We start from the raw sequence: 15,767 nt of genomic DNA, 5'->3' as shown, positions 1-15,767 counted from the left end.
CAGGGGCGGCCGGATGACGCTGATCAGCTTCGTCGTACCGGCCTTCCGGGTGCAGGGCTACCTGCGTGAGTGCCTGGACTCCCTGCTCGACCAGCCGTACCGCGACATCGAGGTGATCGGCGTCGACGACGCCTCGCCGGACGCCTCCGGCGACATCCTCGACGAGTACGCCGCCCGCGACCCCCGGGTCCGGGTGCTGCGGCTGCCGGAGAACGTCGGGCTCGGTCCGGCCCGCAACGCCGGGCTGGACCGAGCCACCGGCGCGTACGTCTGGTTCCTCGACGGCGACGACTGGCTCGCCCCGGACTGCCTGCCGGAGGTCGCCGACCGGCTCACCGCCACCCGCCCGGACGTGCTCCTGGTCGACCACGTCCGGGTGCACTGGGACGACGTCGTCACCCACAGCGCCCTGCCGGAGGTCTTCCCCGAGCCGCCCGGCCCGGCGACGTTCCGGTTGCCGGACCGGCCGGAGAGCCTGTGCCTGCTGCACACCGCCTGGAATCGGCTGGTCCGCCGGGAGTTCCTGGTCGACCTCGGGCTGCGCTTCGCCCCCGGCTGGTACGAGGACGTGTCGTTCAGCTACCCGGTGCTGATGGCCGCCGGGCGGATCGGCGTGCTGGACCGGGTCTGCGTCAACTACCGGCAGCGGCGGGCCGGTGCGATCACCCGGACCCGGGGCGACCGGCACTTCGAGGTCTTCGCGCAGTGGCACCGGGTGTTCCGGTTCCTCGACGACCGACCGGAGCTGGCCGGGCTGCGCCCGGCGGTCTTCGAGCGGATGATCTGGCACTACCTGACCGTGCTCGGCAACGGCGAGCGGATCGCCCCCGAACTGCGGGCGGCCTTCTTCCACCGGATCACCGCCGATTACCGGCGCTTCCGCCCGGCCGGGGACCGCCCGCCGCCGGCCGGCCTGGAAGGGCTCAAGCACCGGCTCGTCGCGGCGGGCCGGTGGCGGACGTTCAGCGCGCTGCGCGCCGCCAACCAGGCCAGGGAGACCGCGCGGGCGGCCCGCCGACGGGCGCTGCCGGTGACCCGGCGTACCGCCCGGCTGACCCGGGACGTCCTGCTGCGCCAGTACTACCGGGCCGAGCTGCGCAAGCCGGTCGACCCGACGCTGGCCCTGTACGCCGCCTACTGGTACCGCGGGTACGCCTGCAACCCGGCCGCGATCGACGCCGCCGCCCGCCGGCTGGCCCCACACCTGCGCGGGGTGTGGGTGGTCCGCCGGGACCGGGTCGACACGCTGCCGCCCGGCACCGAGTACGTGGTGGCCGGCACCCGCGACTACCTCCGGGCGCTGGCCCGGGCCCGGTTCCTGGTCAACAACGTGAACTTCCCCGACTTCGTCCGCAAGCGACCCGACCAGGTGCACGTGCAGACCCACCACGGCACGCCGGTCAAGGTGATGGGCCTGGACCAGCAGCGCTACCCGGTCGGCGCGGTCGGGATGGACTTCGCCGGGCTGCTGCGCCGGGTGGACCGGTGGGACTACAGCATCACCGCCAACAGCTTCTCCACCCAGTCGTGGGACCGGGCCTACCCGGCGGACTACGTCCGGCTGGAGGTCGGCTACCCGCGCAACGACCGGCTGGTCACCGCCACCGCCGAGGAGGTCGCCGAGGTGCGCGGGCGGCTCGGGGTCGCCCCGGACGAGCGGGTGGTGCTCTACGCGCCAACCCACCGGGAGCACCTGCCGGGCTACCACCCGCCGTTCGACCCGCACCGGCTGCTCGACGTGCTCGGGCCGGCCGGGCGGCTGCTGGTGCGCAGCCACTACTTCGACGACCGGGACGGCCGGGCCCGCCGACGGACCGGTGGGCGGGCGGTCGACGTCAGCGACGTCGGCTGCGTCGAGGACCTCTACCTCGCCGCCGACGTGCTGGTCACCGACTACTCGTCGGCGATGTTCGACTACGCCGTCCTGGACCGGCCGATCGTGCTCTACGCCCCGGACCGGGACGCCTACCGGCTGGCCCGGGGGGTCTACTTCGACGTGACGGCCGAGCCGCCGGGAGCGGTCGCGCTCACCTTCGACGACCTGCTGGAACTGTTCCGCTCCGGTGCGGTGACCGGGGAGCCGGCCAACCGGGCCCGGCAGCGGTTCCGGGACCGGTTCTGCGGCTGGGACGACGGGCACGCGGCGGAACGGGTGGTCCGGCGGGTCTTTCTCGACGAACCCGGCTGATCCGGGACGGCCTTCGTACTGGCGCGTAATAGACCTGTCATGAGCCGAACATGGCACGTTTACCCGATGTGCTAACCGGATGATCCTCGTCACAGTCAACCCGGGGTTCGGCCGAGCTGGGGGAGGAGACGGTGACCACCGTCGCGCTCAAGGATGTCACCAAGGTTTTCCAGGACGGGACACTGGCCGTCGACAACGTCAGTCTCGACGTCAACGACGGCGAGTTCATGGTGCTGCTCGGCCCGTCCGGATGTGGGAAATCCACCGTGCTGCGGATGGTCGCGGGCCTGGAGGACCCGACCATGGGCGCGGTGCTGCTCGACGGTGAGGTCGCCAACGACCTGCCGCCTCGGGAGCGCAAGATCGCCATGGTCTTCCAGGACTTCGCGCTCTACCCGCACATGACGGTCGGTGACAACATCGGCTTCCCGCTGAAGCTGTCCGGCGTCGAGCCGTCGCCGCGCGGTGAGCGGGTGCAGGACGTGGCCAGCGCGCTCGGTATCGGTGACGTGCTCGGCCGCAAGCCGAGCCAGCTCTCCGGCGGCCAGCGCCAGCGGGTCGCGATGGGCCGGGCGATCGTCCGCCGCCCGGGGCTGTTCCTGATGGACGAGCCGCTGTCCAACCTGGACAGCGGTCTCCGCGCCGAGCTGCGTGCCGAGATCTCCGGGCTCACCCGCGAGCTGGGCGTCACCACCATCTACGTCACCCACGACCAGGCCGAGGCGCTGACCATGGCCGACCGGGTCGCCATCATGCGCAAGGGTGTCCTCCAGGACGTGGGCACCCCCACCCAGGTGTACGGCCGGCCGGCGACCCTCTACGTCGCCGCCTTCCTGGGCAGCCCGCGGATGAACCTGCTGGAGGCGTCGGTCTACGTCCACCTCGACCGGTACGTCACGCTGACCCTCGGCGATCAGGCGATCTACCTGCCCTGGGACGACATCCGCAGCCGGGCGGTGGCGCACTACCACGGCGAGCGGATCGTGGTCGGGATGCGCGCCGAGGCGCTCACCCCGGTCGCCCCAGACACCCCCGGCGACGTGCTCCAGGGTCGGGTGCGCTACCTGGAGCACCACGGGCACGAGTCGTTGGCCTTCCTCGACATCGGCGCCACCGCGATCATGGTGGACGAGATGAGCACGCCGGCCGACGACGCGACCTCGGGGCAGCGTGGGCTGCGCCGGTTCGGCCAGGTCATGCAGCGGCTCACCGGGCGGGCCGCCGATTCCGGGCCGACCCTGCCCGTGTCGGGCGGTAACCGGACCAGCGTGCTGAACGATCCCGGCCGGCACCACCGACGCCCGGCCGAGTTGGCGGTCCGGCTGGCTCCGTACCCGGCGATCTCGGCGGGGCACCCGATGTCGGTCGCGGTGCGGATGGACGCGCTGCACTTCTTCGACGAGCGCGGTGACCGGATCGACGTGGGTTGGCGCTGATCAGGGTGCCCCTTGCCGGAGAAGTTACCGGCTAGTAACGTCGGGGCATGTCCATCGACTCGCGCCAGGTGGCGGCCGGGATGCTCCGGGCCGTACCGTTCGCCCGCACGCTCGGCTTCGAGTTCGTCGAGGTCGCGCCGGAGGCCGAGGGTGGGGTCCGGGCGGTCGTCCGGCTGCCCGACTCGCCGGCCACCCACAACCACGTCGGCGGCCCCCACGCCGGGGCCATGTTCACCCTCGGCGAGACCGCCTCCGGAACGGTGGTGATGGCCGCGTTCGGGCCGGTGCTCGACCGTGCCGTGCCGCTCGCCGTCCGGGCCGACATCGCGTACCGGAAACTGGCCGTCGGGCCGGTGCTCGCCACCGCCCGGCTCGGCCGCACCCCGACCGAGGTGCTCGCCGAGCTGGACGCCGGGCAGCGCCCGGAGTTCCCGGTCGAGGTGGAGATCAGCACCGAGGACGGCACCGTCACCGGCACGATGACCGTCGTCTGGACGCTGCGCCCGAACCACTGACCCAGCACGCCACGCCCGGGAAACGGGTTTGCCCGGCGGGTCCGGTGGATAGATTCGTACCGTGCTGGGCCTACCTGCTCATGTGACCGCCTGTCTCTTCGACCTGGACGGTGTGTTGACGCAGACCGCCAAGGTCCACAACGCCGCCTGGAAGCAGACCTTCGACGACTTCCTGCGCCGGCACGCCACGGCCACGGGTGAGCCGTTCCGGCCCTTCGACCCCGGCCCCGACTACAACCGGTACGTCGACGGGCGACCCCGGGCCGACGGGGTGCGCTCGTTCCTCGCCTCCCGGGGCATCACCCTGCCCGAGGGGAACCCGGACGACCCGCCGGAGGCGGACACCGTCAACGGGGTCGGCAACCGCAAGAACGTCGTCCTGCTCGACCGCATCCGGCACGACGGCGTCGAGGTCTACCCGGGTTCGGTGCGGTACCTGCGGGCCGCCGAACAGGCCGGGCTGCGCCGCGCGGTCGTCTCGGCCAGCGCCAACTGTCGCGCCGTGGTCGCCGCAGCCGGCCTCGAACCGCTGTTGGAGGCCCGGGTGGACGGGCTGGTCGCCCGCGCCGAGGGGCTACGCGGTAAACCGCACCCGGACACCTTCCTCGCCGGGGCGGAGCTGCTCGGGGTCGCACCGGCCGACGCCGCCGTCTTCGAGGACGCCCTCGCCGGGGTGGCGGCCGGTCGGGCCGGCGGCTTCGGCCACGTGGTCGGCGTCGACCGGGTCGGTCAGGCCGCCGAACTGCGCGCCCACGGCGCCGACGTGGTGGTCGCCGACCTCGCCGAGCTGCTGACGGAGCCGGCCGCATGATCCGCGAACGCGCGTACCCGGTCGAGCCGTGGCACGTCCGGGAGACCCGGCTCGACATGGACGTGCTGGCCCAGTCCGAGTCGGTCTTCGCGCTCTCCAACGGCCACGTCGGGCTGCGCGGCAACCTCGACGAGGGTGAGCCGCACGGGCTACCCGGCACCTACCTGAACTCCTTCTACGAGCTGCGCCCGCTGCCGTACGCGGAGGCCGGGTTCGGCTTCCCCGAGTCGGGCCAGACCATCGTGAACGTCACCAACGGCAAGCTCATCCGGCTGCTGGTCGACGACGAACCCCTCGACCTGCGGTACGGCGAACTGCTGAGCCACGAGCGGATCCTCGACCTGCGCGCCGGCACCCTGCACCGGGAGATGCACTGGCGGTCGCCCGCCGGCCGCGAGGTGAAGGTGCGCAGCACCCGGCTGGTCTCCTTCACCCAGCGGTCGGTCGCCGCGATCCACTACGAGGTGGAGGCGGTCAGCGGGCCGCTGCGCCTCATCCTCCAGTCCGAACTGGTGGCCAACGAGAACCTGCCGGCGCAGAGCCGCGACCCCCGGGTTGCCGCCGTGCTGGAGTCACCGTTGCAGGCCGAGGAGGAGCTGACCACCGCCGACGGCGGGCTGCTCATCCACCGGACCAAGGTCAGCGGGCTGCGGGTGGCCGCCGCCATGGGGCACGACGTACAGGCCCCGACCAAGGCCACCGTCGAGTCCGAGGGGTACGAGGACTGGGTGCGTACCACCGTCGGGTGCGTGCTCAAGCCCGGCGAGACGCTGCGGGTGGTCAAGTACCTGACGTACGGCTGGTCCAGCCGGCGGTCGCTGCCGGCGCTGCGCGACCAGGTCGGCGCGGCGCTGACCGCCGCCCGCCTGGACGGCTGGGACGGGCTGCGCCGGGAGCAGCGGCGGTACCTCGACGAGTTCTGGGACGCCGCCGACGTGCGGGTGGAGGGCGACCCGGAGGTGCAGCAGGCCGTCCGGTTCGGGCTGTTCCACGTGCTCCAGGCCGGTGCCCGGGCCGAGCGCCGGCCGATCTCCGCGAAGGGCCTGACCGGCCCCGGGTACGACGGGCACGCGTTCTGGGACACCGAGATGTTCGTGCTGCCGGTGCTGACCTACACCCAGCCGAGCGCGGTCCGGGACGCCCTGTACTGGCGGCACTCCACGCTCGAACAGGCGCACGACCGGGCCCGGACGCTCAACCTGGCCGGCGCGGCCTTCCCGTGGCGGACCATCGAGGGCGCGGAGTCGTCGGCGTACTGGCCCGCCGGCACCGCCGCCTTCCACATCGCCGCCGACGTCGCCGACGCGCTGCGCCGCTACGTCCTGGTCACCGGGGACGAGCAGGTGGAACGGGACATCGGCCTGGAGCTGCTGGTGGAGACCGCCCGGCTCTGGCGGTCGCTGGGGCACCACGACCGGTACGGTCAGTTCCACATCGACGGCGTCACCGGCCCGGACGAGTACACCGCCGTCAAGAACGACAACATCTACACCAACCTGATGGCGCAGCGGAACCTGCTCACCGCCGCCGAGTGCGCAATGCGGCTGCGGGACCAGGCCCGCGACCTCGGGGTGACCGACGAGGAGGCGGCCGCGTGGCGGGACGCGGCGCAGTCCATGAACGTCCCGTACGACTCGGACCTCGACGTGCACGAGCAGGTGGAGGGCTTCACCCGGCTCCAGGAGTGGGACTTCGCGCACACTCCGGCGGAGAAGTACCCGCTGCTGCTGCACTACCCGTACTTCGACCTGTACCGCAAACAGGTGGTCAAGCAGGCCGACCTGGTGCTGGCCATGCACTGGCGGGGGGACGCCTTCACCGACGCCGAGAAGCTGCGCAACTTCCTCTACTACGAGCGGCGCACCGTGCGGGACTCCTCGCTGTCGGCCTCCACCCAGGCGGTGCTGGCGGCCGAGGTGGGCCACCCCGAACTGGCCCACAGCTACCTGCGCGAGGCCGCGCTGATGGACCTGCACGACCTCAACGAGAACACCCGCGACGGCGTGCACATGGCCTCGCTCGCGGGTGCCTGGATCGCGCTGGTGGCCGGCTTCGGTGGGCTACGTGACCACGACGGCACGTTGTCCTTCTCGCCCCGGCTGTCCAGCCGGCTGAGCCGACTGGAGTTCTCGTTGCAGTGGCGGTCGATGCGGCTGCGGGTGGACGTCCGGCCGCACCAGACCACGTACTCGCTGCGCAACGGCGGCCCGGAGACGGCGATGGAGCTGCGGCACCACGGCGAGACGGTGCGGGTCACCTCCGCCGTGCCGGTGACCGTGCCGGTCCCGGAGGCGCACCCGGGCGGACCCGCCCCGGAACAGCCGCCCGGCCGGGCCCCGCTGCTCCGCCTCCCGGAGACCCGCATCTGACTCCGGCGTGGCCCGTCGACCGACCCGGAACCGGCCGGAGGGTCAGAACTGGCGGCCGTTGGAGGGGCGGCCCGCGGCGTCGCGCGGAGTGGAGGCGCGCGGGTCGTCCGCCGTACGGGCCTGCGCCGCCTCGTCCGCCCAGTCCGGGCTGCGCTCGGCGTCCTGTTCGCGGTTCTCCTGCTCGGCGGTCCGGGTCTGCTGACGGGCCTTCTGCTTGGCCATGGCGATCCTCGCGATCTGTCGGGGCGCGGCTGCGCCCTTGGTCACCCCGGCCTTCCCGCTCGTCCCCGGGCACAAACGGCCCCGGCGTCACCCCGCCAGGTGGCGGGCGAAGCTGAGCCGCAGGTGGCTCTTCGGCCGGGAGCCGACGGTCGACCCGACCAGCGCGCCGCCGGAGAAGACCAGCAGGGTGGGCAACGACATCACCCCGTACGTCCTGGCGGTCGCGGGATTCTCGTCGGTGTCGAGGGTGGTCACCAGCAGCCGGTCGCCGAACTCCCCGGCCAGCTCGGCGAGGCTGCGGGAGACCGCCACGCAGGGCGGGCACCACCGCGCCCAGAAGTCGACCACCACCGGCCGGTCGGCGGCCAGCACCGTGTCGGCGAAGGTGGCGTCCGTGACGACGGTCAGCGTTCCGTCCGTGGTCCCCTGAAGCATGTTTCCTCCCGTTGTGTGATGGCTTGGGCGAGTTGTTCGTGCAACTGCCGCCGCACCGTGCCGAGCCGGTCGAGATAGGCGTCCACCTCGGCGAGCTTGCGGCGCAGTACGGCGACCGAGTCCGGGCAGACGTCCCCGGAGGCGTGGCCGGCCCGTAGGCAGGCCACGAACGGCCGGATGTCGTCCAGGCCGAACCCGACCGCCAGCAGCGCCCGGATCTCGTGGACGACCCGCAGCTCCGCCTCGTCGTAGACCCGGTAGCCGTTGGCCGAGCGGCGCGGCCGGACCAGCCCGTGCGTCTCGTAGTACCGCAGCGTGCGGGTGCTCGTGCCGGCCCGTTCCGCCAGCTCGCCGATCAGCATCCGACCTCCTCGGCCCGTTCCTGGCGTCACGCTAGACCTTGTCGCCGGTGTCAAGGCAACGGGTGAGGGAGGCCACCCGGTGGGTAACCGGGCACCGGGCCGGCCGTGAGCAGGTCGGCGACCGCCGCCCACCGGACGAGCAGGGAGGGGAACACCATGGGGGTACGCGCGGAGGTGACCGTCCCGCTGGGTGCCGCCAGGTTGCCGGCGGACGTCGACGGGCCGGACGACGCGGCGGGCGTGGTGCTCTTCGCCCACGGCAGCGGCAGCTCCCGGCACAGCCCACGCAACGTGGCGGTGGCCCGGGTGCTCCAGCGGCGCGGACTGACCACCGTGCTGGCGGACCTGCTCACCCCCGAGGAGGACGCGGTGGACGCCCGTACCGCCGAGCTGCGCTTCGACATCGGACTGCTCGCCGGGCGGCTCGCCGGCATCATCGACTGGCTCGCTGCCAACCCGAGACTGGGACGGATGCCGTTCGGCCTGTTCGGGGCGAGCACCGGCGCGGCCGCCGCCCTGGTGGCCGCCGCCGGACGTCCGCAACGGATCGCCGCGGTGGTGTCCCGGGGTGGCCGGCCCGACCTGGCCGGCGCCGCGCTGTCGGGGGTACGCGCCCCGACCCTGCTGCTGGTGGGCGGCCTGGACGAGCAGGTGATCACGCTGAACGAGCAGGCCACCGACGCGCTCACCGCCCCGCACGAACTGCGGATCGTGCCCGGCGCCACCCACCTGTTCGAGGAGCCGGGCACCCTCGACCAGGTCGCCGCCGACGCCGCCGACTGGTTCGCCCGCCACCTCCCCGTCCCCGCCTGACAGGTCGCCGGCACTGCCCCGGCGGTGTCCACGCCGTGCTGGCACGGCCCCGGGCTGACCATTCCGGCGATCGCGCTGGCCTCCATCTGGCTGCCTCCCGATCTTGCGGGTGCGGGGTGGAGGGTGGGGGTGCGGGGTGGGGTGGGTGGGTCAGGCTGGGGTGGCCCGGCGTGGGCCTGGTCGGTCATCCGGCGGCGGTGCGGCGGCCTGGTCGCGGTGTCGTTGGACGGTGTCGACCACCCGGTAGGTGACGGCCGCGACCGGTACCGACACGAACGCGCCGGCGATGCCGGCGATCAGCGTGCCGGCGGTCACCACCACCAGGATCACCGCCGGGTGCAACTGCACCTGCCGCTTCATCACCAGCGGCTCCAACAGGTTGCCCTCGATCTGCTGTACGGCGATCACCGCGGCCAGCACCAGCAGTGCCGTGGTCGGGCCCTTCGCGGCCAGCGCCACCAGCACGGCGACCGCGCCGGCCACCGTGGCCCCGATGATCGGGACGAAGCCGCCCAGGAAGGTGATCAGTGCCAGCGGCAGCGCCAGTGGCACCCCGAGCAGGACCAGCGCCAGCCCGATGCCGATCGCGTCGATCGCCGCGATGATCATCGTGCCCCGGCTGTACGAGCCGAGGGTGCGCCAGCCGACCCGGCCCGCCTCGGCGGTCACCGTACGGTTCGGTCCGGTCAGCCGGCGCAGCACCCACTGCCACATCGACCGGCCGTCCTTGAGCAGGAAGAAGAGCAGCACCAGGGCGAGCAGGGCGGAGCCGGCCACCTCGGCGGCCGTCCGGGCACCGCCGACCGGGTCGGGGGCGCTGCCGCCCAGACCGTCCCGGAGTTGCCGGACCAGCTTGTCGAGCTGGGCGTCGCTGACCGGCAGGGTCCCGGTGGCGAAGTCCCGGCTGCGTTGCAGGCCCTCGTCGAGCTGCTGACTCAGCTCGCCGAACTGGGCGGCGGTCAGGTTCCACACCAGCGCACCCACCCCGACCAGGATGCCGAGCAGCAGCAGGACGGTCAGCAGCGCGGCCGGGGCGGCCGGCACCCGCAGCCGGCGCAGGCCCAGCAGCACCGGGTCGAGCAGCGCGGTCAGGAAGAGGGTGACCGCCAGGGCGATCGCCAGCGGCGCCAGCAGCATCGCCACCCGCCCCAGCAGGTAGAGCCCGAACACCACGACCACCAGGCAGGAACTCCACACCACCGCCGTACGCACCAGCCAGGGCAGCGCCGCCCAGGCCTGCCGTGGCGTCGTGCGGGCACCCGCCGCGGTCACCTCGGGCGTACGCCCGTCACCGTCCTCGACCACGTCGATCCTCCTCGGTCTCGGCGGGATCGATACCCGACCGGTGTGGCCACGACACCCGATGGCTCGATGTCGGGTCGGCCCGCCGCTGCCGACCAGGACAGACCCGGCCAGGTGGCAGCGCCTGCGCGCGCCTGCCCGCCCGGCCGAGCCCGGCCAACGCTGCCGGGCACCTGGATCGGGCGACTCGGCGGCACTGTGTCAATGGACGCTCACCCCTGGTCACCATTGAGATCTGTCGCTACTATCCGCAGTCGGGGCATGACTCTTTGTCGGGTCGTGCGGAGTGGACCGGCCCGCCGGGCACCGCGGGCCGCCGACGAGAGGAAGCCACCCCGGTGACCGAGACATCCCAGGCCGCGATCCCGCAGCAGTACCCGTTCACTGACCCGCACCGACTCGACGTCGACCCCCGCTACGCACGGCTGCGCCGCGAGCAGCCGCTGACCCGGATCCGGCTGCCGTTCGGCGAGCCGGCCTGGCTGGCCACCCGGTACGCCGACGTGCGTACCGTGCTCGGCGACCCCCGGTTCAGCCGGGCCGCGTCCGTGGGGCGGGACGAGCCGCGCAGTACCCCACGCCGCCAGGAGAGCGGCATCCTCGCCATGGACCCGCCGGAACACAGCCGGCTGCGTCGGCTGGCGGCGAAGGCGTTCACCGCCCGCCGGGTCGAGGAGCTGCGACCGCGTACCCGGGCGCTGGCCGAGGAGTTGGTGGGCGGCATGGTCGCCGCCGGGTCCCCCGCCGATCTGGTCGCCCACCTCGCCACCCCGCTGCCCATCCGGGTCATCTGCGACCTGCTCGGCGTGCCGGTGGCCGACCAGGACCGGTTCCACACCTGGTCGGAGGCGATCGTCTCGACCACCTCGCTCAGCCCCGAGGTGGCGCAGAGCTATCTCGACCAGCTACTGGCGTACATGGCGGGGCTGATCGCCCAGCGGCGGGTGACGCCCACCGACGACCTGATCGGGGCGATGGTCCGGGCCCGGGACGACAACGCCGACCGGCTCACCGAGGACGAGATGGTGCGGCTGGCGGCGGGGCTGCTGGCCGCCGGTCACGAGACCACCGTGACCCAGATTCCCAACCTGGTCTACGTCCTGCTCACCGAGCCGGGCGCCTGGGGCCGGCTGTGCGCCGACCCGACCCTGGTGCCGTCCGCGGTGGAGGAACTGCTGCGCTTCATCCCGCTCGGCGCCACCGCCGCGTTCGCCCGGTACGCCCTGGAGGACGTCGAACTCGGCGGGGTGCTGGTGCGGGCCGGCGAGCCGGTGATGGTCTCCATCCCGTCGGCGAACCGGGACGAGACGGTCTTCCCCGACGCCGACCGGTTGGACCTCGGCCGGCAGGCCAATCCGCACCTCGGCTTCGGGCACGGCCCGCACCACTGCATCGGCGCACAGTTGGCCCGGATGGAACTCCAGGTGACCCTCCAGACGCTGGTGGCCCGTACGCCGGGACTTCGACTGGCGGTTCCGGAGTCGGCGCTGACCTGGAAGAGCGGACTACTGGTACGGGGTCTGACCGCGCTGCCGGTCGGCTGGTAGCGGAGGGAGCGGGGACATGGGGGAGAACGGCTGGCGGGTCCACGTGGACCCGACCAGGTGCATCGGGTCGGGGATCTGCGCGAGCTATGCCCCGGCCCACTTCGTACTGGTGGACGGCCTCTCCCGCCCGCTGGCGGAGCGGATCGACCCGGCTGACGCGGTGCTGGACGCCGCCGAGTCCTGCCCGATGGAGGCGATCGTGGTGTCCGACGCGGCGGACGACACTCGGATCGCCCCCGAGCCGTGACCGGTCGACGGGGCCACCTGCGGCGGGGCCGGCCTCCCCGGGTGGGGAGGCCGGCCCTCGGTGCGGTCGTGCCGGATCAGGAGCTGTAACCGCGGCCCGCGATCCAGTTGGCCAGCTCGGTGACGTCCATCCAGTACTCCTGGTGCACCGGGTCGGCCGGGTCGGCGATCTTCACCGTGTTGCCGCCGTCCTTGTACTCCACCACGGTCAGGTAGTGGCCGGGGTAGCTGTGCGCGACGCCGTCGACGTCCAGGGCGCTGCCCAGGATGTTGGCGACCACCGGGTCACCCGCGTCCACCGCGGCCTGCACGTCCGCCCGTAGCCGCTCGATCTGCTCCTTCGAGGCGACGTCCGAGCTGATCTCGGTGGTCTTGTACCGGCCGCCGGTGTACTCGTTGAGAACCCGGGTGATGTCGACGGCCGAGTCGGTGCCGTTCTCGGTGGTGCCCAGCTTGTCCGCCAGTTCGTCCTGGCTGACCGTCTTGCCCTCGGCCGACAGCGCGATCCGGGCCGACGCCGGGCCGCAGTAGTAGAAGTTCGGCTGCGCCTGGTACTCGTAGCTGGCGCTCCGCTCGCCCCTGTCGGCGACGGCGGCGGTGGTCGGCGTGGCCGGGGCGGCGTGCGCGGCCACGGCCGGGCCGGCGACGGCACCGCCGGTCAGGACCAGGCCGGCGACGGAGAGGATGCTGTTCCGGAAGATCGTGTTCATGGTCGAAGCTCCGTTCGGGGGTCTGCCGCCCGGTCGGGGACACGGGCGCAAGCACCGGGAAGGGGCGCTCGGCTCACTCGGGTGACCGGGGCCTGCGGCTCCTCGGCTCACCGCCGTACGGAGGGTGTAACGAGCGGGACCACCCGTCGATTCCGCCCGAGGGGTGTCGCCGGTCACCCGACTGATCGGGACGAAACGGGTCTAACCCGGCAATCAGGTCAAGTCAGCCAATAGGGATGAACCGGACGGACGGCTCCGACTGGGCGGTCGACCAGACCGGCCACTGCCGTGACGGCCGTGGCGACGCGCGGTCGCCGACCAGGTCCGACCCCCGTCCGGTGGGCGGCGCGCTCCCGGTCCGGCCCCGATCACGACACCGGCCGGCGGACCCGGTCCTGGTCAGGGGGAGTGCCGGGCAGCCGCCGGTCGGCCGTACGGCGCTGGTGGGCCAGCCGGGTCAGGTAGATCAGCGCCCCGGCGAGCACCCCCATGTCGTCCAGGTAGATCGGGTCGGGCAGCACGTCGACCGGGAGGATCGTGTAGATCAGCGCGCCGTAGAAGGCCACCTTGCCGCCCATGCCGAGCGTGCCCAGCAGCCGTCGGGTGCGGACCACCCGTACCGCCAGCACCACCGCGCCGACCAGCGTCGCCAGCGCCAGGATGCCGCCGACGACGACCACCACCCACATCTCCCGGGACATGCCCGCAACGCTAGCCCAGCCCCGCCCGCTCCGCCGGAAACGTGACCGCCCCGCTCACTCCAGCCCTGCCCGCGCCGCTGGCCCGGCGGGGCGCGGGCCGGTGCTGCCCGGTCGGCTGCGCTGCCGGTGACCGGGCCGGTGGCGGGTCAGACGGCGGCGACGGCGGCCCGGCCGCGCGCCGCGCCGGTCGTCTCCCGGGCCGGCTCCGGCGTCGGGCGGCGGTTCTCCGGCATCGGCACCACCGAGTCCGTCTGCTCCGGACGCCGGTCCAGCGCGGCGAACGCCTCGTCGCGCAGGCTGCGGGCCGCCGTACCGGCGAGGTCGGCCGCCCGCCAGGCCGCCTGCTCCCGCTCGACCGCCGCCCGGTGCCGGGCCGCCAGGTGGTCCCGCGCCGCCCGCCGCAGCACCAGTTCCTGCTCCACCGGGTGCCGGCGCGGGTCCCAGCCGTTGCGGTGCGCGAACACATCGTCGAGTTGCGTGTTCGACAGCTCGCCCCGCCGGTGCGCGGCGACGGCCGCCTGGTGCAGCCAGCGCTCCCGGTCGGCGTACTCGGCCGGGGTCCGTACGGTACGTGGCAGCGGCATGGTCGCGGCGGCGGCGAGCCGGCGGACGTCCGCCTCGGCCGACTCCAGCGCCTGCCAGGCCGACTCGACCTCGTCCTGGACGGCCAGCCACTCGGCGCGCAGCCGACCGGCGGTGGCGGTGGCCCGGTCGGCGGCCACCGCGACCTCGCCGGCGTACCGGGCGCGTTCCCGGTCCTGCTCGGCGCGTTCCGGGTCGGCGGGGAGCGCGGCCTCCCGGAACCGGCGGGCGACGGCCAGCCGCAGCCGGTCGGGGCGGACGACCAGGGCCGCGACGGCGATCGCCGCGACGGCGAGCAGGACCAGCCAGATCAGGGCGGCGGCGGGGACGTCGGGCAGGACGGCGGAGAAGACGGTCTGCATCACCAACACCTCACGGTGGGAACGATGTGGACGGAGGGGAGCCCGATGGGCGGCGGAGCGGGTGGGCGGCGTACCCGGGGAGGTCGGCGCGGGGCGGGCCGGGACGGCCCCCGACACCTCGACGGTGCGGCGCGGCTCAGCTCCGGGGTGGACCGCGCCGGCCGGTGCCGTCCCGGGCCGGGTCCGTGGTCGCCGGGCCAGCCGGCGTGGCGGGCCGGGCGGCGGGGACGGCGGCGCGCCGGGCCGGGACCGGCCGGGCGGGTGCCTCGACGGCCTGCTCGGCCTCGGGCCGGGTGCCGGCGGGCAGCTCGGCCACCCGGGAGGCCACCACGTTCGGGCGGCCGGCGGACGCGGCGGCGGCCGGGCCGCCGCTCGCGGCGAACAGGCCGCCGATGCCGACCGCGAGGACCAGCGCGGTGACCGCCAGCCGGGTCAGGTCGCGCAGCCTCGACACCCAGACGGGCCGGGTGGAAGCTGCCGGGATCACCCGTCCAACCTATCCCCGTCCGGCCGTCCGCGCAGCGTCACCGACCCGACCGGGCCGGTGACCCGGGCCACGGTGTGCCCTGTGGACGAACGACTTCCGACCCGGACGCGCCCGCTGACCTGCCCCGGGATACCGCGCCGATGTCGGGCACGATCGGCCGGCGGCGCGCCCCGACAGCGGCGGCCCGCGCTGACCCACCACACCCGACAGCCCGCGCCGCGCCGCCCGGCCGGGCCGCCAGGTTCAGGCCCCCGAGTCGGCGGGTTCGGGGGTGAAGAGGGTGAGCAGGTCGCCGACCTGCCGGTCGGCCTCGGCCGGGTGCCGGAAGTGCCCGCTCGGGTTGATCGTGTACTCGTTGCGCCGGCCGACCCGGGTACGCCGCAGGTAGCCCCCGGCCTCCAGGTCCGCGACGATCGCCTGGGCGGCCCGCTCGGTCACCCCGACCTCGTCGGCGACGTCGCGCAGCCGGGCGGTGGGGTTGCGGGCGATGGCGAGTAGTACGTGACCGTGGTTGGTGAGGAAGGTCCAGTTCCGGGTGCTCCCGTTCTCGCCTGTCGTCGCCATGCCCGCCATCGTATGGCCCCTTCCGGTCCGGACGGACCCCCGGCCGACATCGCGCCGACCAAAGCCTGAAATCTGTATCACGAAATCTTGACGCACCTTTCGCAGCGTGTGACCG

The 15,767-nt window shown here is 73.6% G+C and carries 17 protein-coding genes; 8 read left to right on the top strand and 9 right to left on the bottom strand.

Annotation, left to right across the window (positions count from 1 at the left end; all coding sequences use genetic code 11):
• Positions 1-13 precede the first annotated feature (13 nt).
• The 5 genes from ACIQG9_RS22055 to ACIQG9_RS22035 all read left to right on the top strand — a co-directional run bounded on the left by ACIQG9_RS22055 (position 14) and on the right by ACIQG9_RS22035 (position 7,319).
• The gene (locus tag ACIQG9_RS22055) at positions 14-2,188 is read left to right on the top strand and encodes a CDP-glycerol glycerophosphotransferase family protein (RefSeq protein WP_400405350.1); all 2,175 of its coding nucleotides are present in this window, start codon (positions 14-16) and stop codon (positions 2,186-2,188) included.
• 131 nt (positions 2,189-2,319) lie between these two features.
• A complete protein-coding gene (locus ACIQG9_RS22050) occupies positions 2,320-3,624 on the top strand; it encodes an ABC transporter ATP-binding protein (RefSeq protein WP_400405348.1) in 1,305 nt (434 codons plus the stop codon).
• Between the two features lie 47 nt (positions 3,625-3,671).
• Entirely contained in the window at positions 3,672-4,139 is a 468-nt protein-coding gene (locus tag ACIQG9_RS22045) for a DUF4442 domain-containing protein (protein ID WP_400405346.1), read from the top strand.
• Between the two features lie 61 nt (positions 4,140-4,200).
• Entirely contained in the window at positions 4,201-4,950 is a 750-nt protein-coding gene (locus ACIQG9_RS22040; protein WP_400405343.1) for a beta-phosphoglucomutase family hydrolase, read from the top strand.
• On the top strand, positions 4,947-7,319 hold the full coding sequence (locus ACIQG9_RS22035) for a glycoside hydrolase family 65 protein (protein WP_400405341.1): 2,373 nt from the start codon (positions 4,947-4,949) through the stop codon (positions 7,317-7,319). The genes ACIQG9_RS22040 and ACIQG9_RS22035 overlap by 4 nt, the downstream gene beginning before the upstream one ends.
• A 42-nt stretch (positions 7,320-7,361) precedes the next feature.
• Here ACIQG9_RS22035 and ACIQG9_RS22030 read toward each other — a convergent pair whose 3' ends face one another.
• From ACIQG9_RS22030 to ACIQG9_RS22020, 3 genes are all read right to left on the bottom strand, one after another.
• Positions 7,362-7,541, bottom strand: coding sequence for a hypothetical protein (locus ACIQG9_RS22030; protein WP_400405635.1), 180 nt, complete (start codon positions 7,539-7,541; stop codon positions 7,362-7,364).
• A gap of 87 nt (positions 7,542-7,628) precedes the next feature.
• On the bottom strand, positions 7,629-7,976 hold the full coding sequence (locus ACIQG9_RS22025; RefSeq protein ID WP_400405338.1) for a thioredoxin family protein: 348 nt from the start codon (positions 7,974-7,976) through the stop codon (positions 7,629-7,631).
• The gene (locus ACIQG9_RS22020) at positions 7,946-8,338 is read right to left on the bottom strand and encodes a MerR family transcriptional regulator (protein WP_400405336.1); all 393 of its coding nucleotides are present in this window, start codon (positions 8,336-8,338) and stop codon (positions 7,946-7,948) included. Before ACIQG9_RS22020 ends, ACIQG9_RS22025 begins: the two co-directional genes overlap by 31 nt.
• A 156-nt stretch (positions 8,339-8,494) precedes the next feature.
• On the opposite strand from ACIQG9_RS22020, the gene ACIQG9_RS22015 reads away from it, so the two are divergent.
• Positions 8,495-9,151 (top strand): dienelactone hydrolase family protein, encoded by a 657-nt coding sequence (locus tag ACIQG9_RS22015; protein WP_400405633.1) that lies wholly within the window; start codon positions 8,495-8,497, stop codon positions 9,149-9,151.
• 150 nt (positions 9,152-9,301) lie between these two features.
• Here ACIQG9_RS22015 and ACIQG9_RS22010 read toward each other — a convergent pair whose 3' ends face one another.
• Entirely contained in the window at positions 9,302-10,456 is a 1,155-nt protein-coding gene (locus ACIQG9_RS22010) for an AI-2E family transporter (RefSeq protein ID WP_400405334.1), read from the bottom strand.
• A 335-nt stretch (positions 10,457-10,791) separates the two neighbouring features.
• On the opposite strand from ACIQG9_RS22010, the gene ACIQG9_RS22005 reads away from it, so the two are divergent.
• Both ACIQG9_RS22005 and ACIQG9_RS22000 read left to right on the top strand, forming a co-directional pair.
• A complete protein-coding gene (locus ACIQG9_RS22005) occupies positions 10,792-12,000 on the top strand; it encodes a cytochrome P450 (protein WP_400405331.1) in 1,209 nt (402 codons plus the stop codon).
• A 16-nt stretch (positions 12,001-12,016) separates the two neighbouring features.
• On the top strand, positions 12,017-12,247 hold the full coding sequence (locus tag ACIQG9_RS22000; protein ID WP_400405328.1) for a ferredoxin: 231 nt from the start codon (positions 12,017-12,019) through the stop codon (positions 12,245-12,247).
• Between the two features lie 76 nt (positions 12,248-12,323).
• Here the strand turns inward: ACIQG9_RS22000 and ACIQG9_RS21995 are convergent, their stop codons facing one another.
• From ACIQG9_RS21995 to ACIQG9_RS21975, 5 genes are all read right to left on the bottom strand, one after another.
• Positions 12,324-12,956: a C39 family peptidase gene (locus ACIQG9_RS21995; RefSeq protein WP_400405325.1), complete on the bottom strand. Its 633-nt coding sequence runs from the start codon at positions 12,954-12,956 to the stop codon at positions 12,324-12,326.
• A 368-nt stretch (positions 12,957-13,324) separates the two neighbouring features.
• Positions 13,325-13,657: a hypothetical protein gene (locus tag ACIQG9_RS21990; protein ID WP_400405322.1), complete on the bottom strand. Its 333-nt coding sequence runs from the start codon at positions 13,655-13,657 to the stop codon at positions 13,325-13,327.
• A 146-nt stretch (positions 13,658-13,803) separates the two neighbouring features.
• Positions 13,804-14,601 (bottom strand): hypothetical protein, encoded by a 798-nt coding sequence (locus ACIQG9_RS21985; protein WP_400405320.1) that lies wholly within the window; start codon positions 14,599-14,601, stop codon positions 13,804-13,806.
• A 136-nt stretch (positions 14,602-14,737) separates the two neighbouring features.
• The gene (locus ACIQG9_RS21980; protein WP_400405317.1) at positions 14,738-15,088 is read right to left on the bottom strand and encodes a hypothetical protein; all 351 of its coding nucleotides are present in this window, start codon (positions 15,086-15,088) and stop codon (positions 14,738-14,740) included.
• A gap of 243 nt (positions 15,089-15,331) precedes the next feature.
• Positions 15,332-15,661, bottom strand: coding sequence for a helix-turn-helix transcriptional regulator (locus ACIQG9_RS21975; RefSeq protein ID WP_400405314.1), 330 nt, complete (start codon positions 15,659-15,661; stop codon positions 15,332-15,334).
• Positions 15,662-15,767 lie beyond the last annotated feature (106 nt).

This window comes from Micromonospora sp. NPDC092111, assembly GCF_044755745.1.
Classification (GTDB): Bacteria; Actinomycetota; Actinomycetes; order Mycobacteriales; family Micromonosporaceae; genus Micromonospora.
This window is presented reverse-complemented; position numbering and strand designations above follow the sequence as displayed.